Genomic DNA, 6,784 nt, shown 5'->3' on the forward strand with positions numbered 1-6,784 from the left:
GGCTGGCGAGCGCCGTGATCACATAAAAATAAGAAGAGGGGCCAGTGGCCCCTCTTTGCATGGATGGAGCGGCTTACCCCGTGTAGACGCTCTCTTCCGGATAACGGATGCGGGTCTCCACCGGGCGGGCCAGCATGATCGCCAGGGTGAGGGGCCCCAGACGGCCGCAGATCATCACCAGCACCAGGATCAGTTTGCCCGGTTCGCTCAGAGAAGCGGTGATGCCGGTGGACAGTCCCACGGTGGCAAAGGCCGAGATGGTCTCGAACATGATCTTGTCGAATGATTGCGACTCCGTGAGCATCAGCAGGAACATCGCCAGCATCAGCACCATGGTACTGACGATGATGATGGCCAGGGAGCGGGTCACTATCTGGGGTGACAGGGTGCGGCCGAAGGCGGTGACATGGGGGCGCTTGGTCAGAAACGCCCGGGTCGCCAGCAGGACGACGGCAAAGGTGGTGACCTTGATACCGCCCCCGGTGGAGGTTGCCCCGGCACCGATGAACATCAGCATCATCATGAACAGCAGGGAGGCCGGTACCATCTGGCCGATATCCACCGTGTTGAAGCCCGCCGTGCGCGCGGTGGCCGACTGGAAGAAGGCTGCCAGCCACTGGCTCCCGAAGGAGGCGTTGCCCAGGGTGCCAGGGTTGTTGTGCTCCAGCAGCCAGAACATCAGGGTCCCCAGCAGCAGCAGGGCAGGGGTCATCAGCAGCATCAGCTTGCTGTGCAGTTTCAGCTTGCGCCAGCGGCGGTTGCGCACCAGGTCGACGATGACGGTGAAGCCTACCCCCCCCAGGATCAGCAGGGCCGGTATGGTCAGGCTGATGATGGGGTCATCCCGGTAGTCCATGAGGTTGTTGGCAAACAGCGAGAAGCCGGCGTTGTTGAAAGCCGACACCGCGTGGAAGAAGCTGACGTAGAGGCCGTGGCCCCAGCCCATGTCGGGCACCCAGCGAATGGCCATGATGGCGGTGCCGATCAGCTGGGCAATCAGGGCGAACAGGACGATGCGCTTCACCAGCTGGACGATGTTGACGGACCCCTCCTGGCCCAGCGCCTCCTTGGCCAGCACCTGTTGGCGCAGCCCGACCCGCTTGCTGAACATGGCGATGAGCAGCAGTGTCATGGTCATCTGGCCGAGACCACCAATCTCCATCAATATCAACAGGATGATCTGCCCCTGCAGGGTGAAGGCGGTGCCGGTATCCACCACCCCGAGGCCGGTCACGCTGATGGCGGAGGTGGCGGTGAACAGGGCGTTGATGACGGTGACCTCACCCTTGTGGCTGGAGGGCTGGACCAGAAACAGGGTGCCAACCAGCAGGATGATGAGGAAACTGCCCAGGATGAGCTTGGCCTCGCTCCAGCGGGAGTTGTCTTCCCGATGCAGGGTGAAGGCGTAGTTGCTGCGCCAGTTGATCATAGGGTGTCGAGCCAGTGATCGATGGCGTGCTTGTTGCCGGCCAGGATCAGGATGTCACCGAGTTGCAGCTCCATCTTGCCGGTCAGGACGTTGTGCAGCACCTCACCCCGCTTGATGGCCAACAGCTGGAAATCGCTTTGCTGCAGCAGGCGCAAGTCGGCCAGGGTGCGGGTGTTTTGCTGCAAGCCGATCACGAACTCGGTCAGCACCATGTCGTGACCCAGCTCCAGGTAGTCGAACAGCCGGTTGTCCAGCATGCTCTGGGCCACCCGGCGGCCCATGTCCCACTCCGGGTTGATCACCTTGTCCGCGCCCACCTTCTGCAGGATCTTGGCGTGGAACTTGTCGCGGGCCTTGACCCAGACCTTCTTCACGCCCGCCTCTTTCAGCACCAGCGTGGTCAGGATGCTGGTCTCCAGGTTGTCGCCGATGGCGACAAAGACGATGTCGAAATTCGCCAGGCCCAGTTCGGCGACCGTGGCCTCGTCAGTGGCATCGGCCACGATGACGTGGTTGCAGAGGGTGGCTATCTGGCGGGTCTTGCTCTCGTCGATGTCGATGGCCAGTACCTCGGCATTCTGGCGCTGCAACTCTTCGCACAAGGCGCTGCCAAACAGGCCCAGGCCGATGACGGCGAATTGATTGTTCATGCATGCTTCCTCAGCGGGATGAAGGGGTTACTCTACTCCAGAGCCCTGAGTCCGAAAAGTGTCCGGGTTTTTTGTCCCGGGGGATCTGGGGTAAACTGCGCCCTTGTCCTTGTCGGAACACACAGATGAAACTCACCCCCCACGCCTCCCTGTCGACCCTCAATACTATGGGCCTGGACGCACACTGCCTCTGGCTGGCCGATGTGACCCGGCCGGATGATCTCGCGCAACTGCGGACCAACCCGGAGTTGGCCACCTTGCCGCGCCTGGTGCTGGGAGGAGGAAGCAACATCCTGTTCTGCGATGACTTTGCCGGTCTGGTGGTCCACAACGGCCTGAAAGGGATCACGCTGCACGAGGAGTCCGAGCACTGGCTGCTGCACGTGGCGGCAGGTGAAAACTGGCACGAGCTGGTATGTCACGCCCTGCAACAGGGCTGGCACGGGCTGGAGAACCTGGCACTCATTCCCGGGACGGTCGGGGCGGCCCCGGTACAGAACATCGGTGCCTACGGGGTCGAGCTGGCCAGCGTCTGTGCCTACGTGGAGGCGTTCAACTGGCAGAGTGGCGAGGTTGAGCGCATCGCGGCGGCCGACTGCCGGTTCGGTTACCGTGACAGCATCTTCAAGCACGACTATCAGGACTCCCACTTCATCATCGCCGTCGGTCTGCGCCTGCCCAAGGCATGGCGCCCGGTCGCCGGCTATGGCCCGCTGGCGGCGCTGGGAGATGCCCCTTCGCCACAGGCCATTTTCGACACCGTCTGTGCCACCCGCATGGCCAAGCTGCCGGATCCGGCGGTGCTGGGCAACGCGGGCAGTTTCTTCAAAAACCCTGTGGTGCCCGCCGCCCTGGCCGAGACCCTGAAACAGCAATACCCGCAGATGCCCTGCTACCCTGCGGCAGAAGGGCAGGCCAAGCTGGCGGCTGGCTGGCTCATCGATCAGTGCGGTCTCAAGGGGTTTGCCATCGGTCGTGCCGCCGTGCATCAGGAGCAGGCCCTGGTGCTGGTCAATCTGGGGGGCGCCAGCGCCATGGAGCTCATCGCGCTGGCGGCCCACGTCCGCGACAGCGTGGAGCACCAGTTCGGTGTGGTGCTGGAACACGAGGTGCGCTTCATGGGGCGCAGCGGTGAAACCTGGCTCGACGAGGTACTGGCATGACCCTGACCCCCGTCAGACAGACCCTGATCACCCTGCTCAGCGACGGCCAGTTTCATTCCGGCGAGCAGCTGGGCGAGCGCCTTGGCATCAGCCGGGCGGCGGTGAGCAAGCACATGGCCGCGCTCAAGGATCTGGGGCTGGATCTCTTCAGCTTGACCGGCAAGGGCTATCGGCTGGCGGTGCCCATGGCCCTCTATGACGAGGGGCGGCTGCAGGCAGAGGCACCGATGGCACCGGTGCACTGCTTCCCAGTCATCGACTCCACCAACCAGTACCTGCTGGAGCGGGTCAACACCCTGAGCTCCGGCGAGAGCTGTCTGGCCGAGTGCCAGACCGCCGGGCGGGGACGTCGTGGCAAACCCTGGGTTTCTCCCTTCGGTTGCCAGCTGATCCTGAGCATGTACTGGCGGCTTGAGCAGGGCATGGCGGCCGCCATGGGACTGAGTCTCGCGGTCGGCGTGGCGGTGGTCGAGGCGCTGGAGTCCCTCGGTTATCCCGGGGTGGCGCTCAAGTGGCCGAACGACCTCTATTACCAGGGCCGCAAGCTGGCGGGCATCCTGGTGGAGATGAGCGGCAGTGCGGGTGCCAGCTGCCATCTGGTGATCGGGGTCGGCCTCAATCTGGCGATGCCGAGTCGGGAGGGGGAGAAGATCGATCAGGCCTGGTCCGAGCTGCGCCATATCCAGCCCGAGCTGGTGGATCGCAACGAGCTGGCCGCCTGCGTGCTGCTGCACCTGCAGCAGGCCATGCAGACCTTCGAACAGACGGGACTGGCGAGTTTCGTCGAGAGCTGGAACCGGCTCGACCACTTCGCCGGCCAGCCGGTGAAGCTGCTGATGGGAGAGCAGGTGATCCGCGGGATTGCCCGGGGGATCGACGAACGCGGAGCCCTGCGTCTGGAGACGGAAGAGGGGCTCAAGTTCTATCTGGGAGGGGAACTCTCCTTGCGGCGGGGGGACTGAGCCCATACGCTCATGACGACTGAATGAAAGAGGGGGCCTGCGGGCCCCCTCTTTCATGTATGCACTGCGACAGTGGTCACTTGCGCAGCTTGATCTGCTCGATGGCGTGCTCGTTGCCCTTGGTGAGGATGAGGTTGGCCCGCTCCCGGGTCGGCAAGATGTTCTCTTGCAGATTCAGGTAGTTGATATCCTGCCAGATGTTGTTGGCGATCTCGGTCGCCTCGCTCTCCGCCAGTTTGGCGTAGTGGTGGAAATAGGAGTCGGGATCCGAGAAGGCGCCGCTGCGGAATTTGAGAAAACGATCGATGTACCAGGTGCGCAGCAGCTCGGCATCGGCATCCACATAGATGGAAAAGTCGACGAAGTCCGACACGAACACGCGATGAGGGTCCTGGGGATAGTCCATGCCGCTTTGCAGCACATTGAGCCCTTCCAGGATCAGGATGTCCGGCTGCTCCACCACCTTCTTCTCGTCGGGCAGGATGTCATAGATGAGGTGGGAGTAGACGGGGGCCTCGACCTTCTCGTGGCCGGCGCGGATATTGGCGACAAACTCCACCAGATGGCGGATGTCATAAGACTCGGGGAACCCCTTGCGACGCATCAGGCCACGGGCTTCCAGCTCCTTGTTGGGAAACAGGAAGCCGTCGGTGGTGACCAGCTCCACCCTGGGGTGCTCCGGCCAGCGCTCCAGCAATGCCTGAAGGATACGGGCCGTGGTGCTCTTTCCCCCCGCCACACTGCCGGCGATGCTGATGATATAGGTGCCCTTGCCGCGGGACTGACCGAGAAACTGCTCCAGCACCCGGCTGCGGCGCTGCTTGGCCTTGACGTAGAGATTGAGGAGACGGGAGAGGGGCAGATAGATCTCTTCCACTTCCCGCAATGACACCTTCTCGTTGATCCCGCGCAGGGTCTGCAGATCGTGCTCGGTCAGGGTCAGGGGGACCGCATCGCGCAATAACGCCCATTGTTCGCGGGTGAATTGCAAATAGGGGTTATGCTCTGTCGTCATGGTGTCATCACTGTTTCTTGGGCAGGGCGACCATACACCAAGGGATCGGGAGCGACAAGGGACGCGTCCGGTCGGGACGGAGAAGGAGCGTTTTTTTGCCTGGATCCCGGCATAAATGCACATTTTGCAAGGTGCAATGGTTGCATCCCCAAAATCCTTACCATAAAATGCGCGACGCTTAGATGTCTGTCGTCTATTTGCCCAGCAAAAGCGACAAAAACAACGGGTGCAAGCAGAATTACCGTTGTGGCATTTATGCAACTGGAGGGGTTCCCGAGCGGCCAAAGGGATCAGACTGTAAATCTGACGGCTCTGCCTTCGAAGGTTCGAATCCTTCTCCCTCCACCATATTTCTCTGCGGTTTGAGTTCTTTGGGTTAGAGAAATGCGGGCATCGTATAATGGCTATTACCTCAGCCTTCCAAGCTGATGATGCGGGTTCGATTCCCGCTGCCCGCTCCAAGATGCTGATATGGCTCAGGTAATTCTGAGAGCCACACCTTAGGGTGAGTTCGGCAATCGAACCAGCCTGTCAGCACCAACCTCTCTACTCCCCTTGATTCAAATCCATCATATAAACTGTTCTGTGGTTAGCTTGCCACCGCGTACTCAGCGTTAGTTTAGAGGGACGATCATGTCTAAAGAAAAATTTGAGCGTAATAAACCGCACGTTAACGTGGGTACCATCGGCCACGTTGACCACGGTAAAACCACCCTGACCGCCGCCATCACCAACGTGCTGGCCAAGCACTTCGGTGGTAAAGCTTTCGCCTTCGACCAGATCGACAAGGCACCGGAAGAGCGTGAGCGTGGTATCACCATCAACACCTCCCACGTAGAATACGACACTGCTACCCGCCACTACGCCCACGTAGATTGCCCGGGTCACGCCGACTACGTTAAAAACATGATCACCGGTGCTGCCCAGATGGACGGCGCAATCCTGGTAGTAGCAGCGACTGACGGCCCGATGCCGCAGACTCGTGAGCACATCCTGCTGGGTCGTCAGGTAGGCGTTCCGTACATCATCGTGTTCATGAACAAGTGCGACATGGTAGATGACGAAGAGCTGCTGGAACTGGTCGAGATGGAAGTTCGCGAACTGCTGTCCGAGTACGACTTCCCGGGTGATGACCTGCCGGTAGTCCGTGGTTCCGCACTGAAAGCGCTGGAAGGCGAAGCTCAGTGGGAAGAGAAGATCCTGGAACTGGCTGGCCACCTGGACACCTACATTCCTGAGCCGGAGCGTGCCATTGACCAGCCGTTCCTGATGCCTATCGAAGACGTCTTCTCCATCGCAGGCCGTGGTACCGTAGTTACCGGTCGTGTAGAGCGCGGTATCGTCAAGGTTGGTGAAGAAGTGGAAATCGTTGGTATCAAAGATACCACCAAGACCACCTGTACCGGCGTTGAAATGTTCCGCAAACTGCTGGACGAAGGTCGTGCAGGTGAGAACGTTGGCGCGCTGCTGCGTGGCGTGAAGCGTGAAGACGTAGAGCGTGGTCAGGTACTGGCCAAGCCGGGCACCATCAAGCCGCACACCAAGTTCGAATCCGAAGTGTACGT

The 6,784-nt window shown here is 60.9% G+C and carries 6 protein-coding genes and 2 tRNA genes; 5 read left to right on the forward strand and 3 right to left on the reverse strand.

What is annotated here, in order from left to right; translation table 11 throughout:
• Window positions 1-73 precede the first annotated feature (73 nt).
• Window positions 74-1,429 (reverse strand): TrkH family potassium uptake protein, encoded by a 1,356-nt coding sequence (locus tag AB5Y89_RS15210; protein WP_041211921.1) that lies wholly within the window; start codon window positions 1,427-1,429, stop codon window positions 74-76.
• Window positions 1,426-2,079, reverse strand: coding sequence for a TrkA family potassium uptake protein (locus AB5Y89_RS15215; protein WP_010675965.1), 654 nt, complete (start codon window positions 2,077-2,079; stop codon window positions 1,426-1,428). Before AB5Y89_RS15215 ends, AB5Y89_RS15210 begins: the two co-directional genes overlap by 4 nt.
• Window positions 2,080-2,204: 125 nt before the next feature.
• Here AB5Y89_RS15215 and murB point away from each other — a divergent pair, with 125 nt between their 5' ends.
• A complete protein-coding gene (gene murB, locus AB5Y89_RS15220) occupies window positions 2,205-3,242 on the forward strand; it encodes a UDP-N-acetylmuramate dehydrogenase (RefSeq protein WP_010675964.1) in 1,038 nt (345 codons plus the stop codon).
• Window positions 3,239-4,204, forward strand: a complete 966-nt coding sequence (gene birA, locus AB5Y89_RS15225) for a bifunctional biotin--[acetyl-CoA-carboxylase] ligase/biotin operon repressor BirA (RefSeq protein ID WP_279956085.1) — start codon at window positions 3,239-3,241, stop codon at window positions 4,202-4,204. Before murB ends, birA begins: the two co-directional genes overlap by 4 nt.
• Before the next feature lie 76 nt (window positions 4,205-4,280).
• Here birA and coaA read toward each other — a convergent pair whose 3' ends face one another.
• Window positions 4,281-5,219: a type I pantothenate kinase gene (coaA, locus tag AB5Y89_RS15230; RefSeq protein ID WP_029314861.1), complete on the reverse strand. Its 939-nt coding sequence runs from the start codon at window positions 5,217-5,219 to the stop codon at window positions 4,281-4,283.
• 263 nt (window positions 5,220-5,482) lie between these two features.
• Here coaA and AB5Y89_RS15235 point away from each other — a divergent pair.
• From AB5Y89_RS15235 to tuf, 3 genes are all read left to right on the forward strand, one after another.
• Window positions 5,483-5,567 (forward strand) — tRNA-Tyr (locus AB5Y89_RS15235).
• Between the two features lie 38 nt (window positions 5,568-5,605).
• Window positions 5,606-5,680 (forward strand) — tRNA-Gly (locus tag AB5Y89_RS15240).
• A 172-nt stretch (window positions 5,681-5,852) separates the two neighbouring features.
• The coding region (gene tuf / locus AB5Y89_RS15245) for an elongation factor Tu (protein ID WP_094696491.1) at window positions 5,853-6,784 on the forward strand (932 nt) is incomplete at its 3' end.

The sequence above is a fragment of the Aeromonas sp. s4 genome (genome assembly GCF_040907855.1).
Lineage (GTDB): Bacteria > Pseudomonadota > Gammaproteobacteria > Enterobacterales > Aeromonadaceae > Aeromonas > Aeromonas caviae.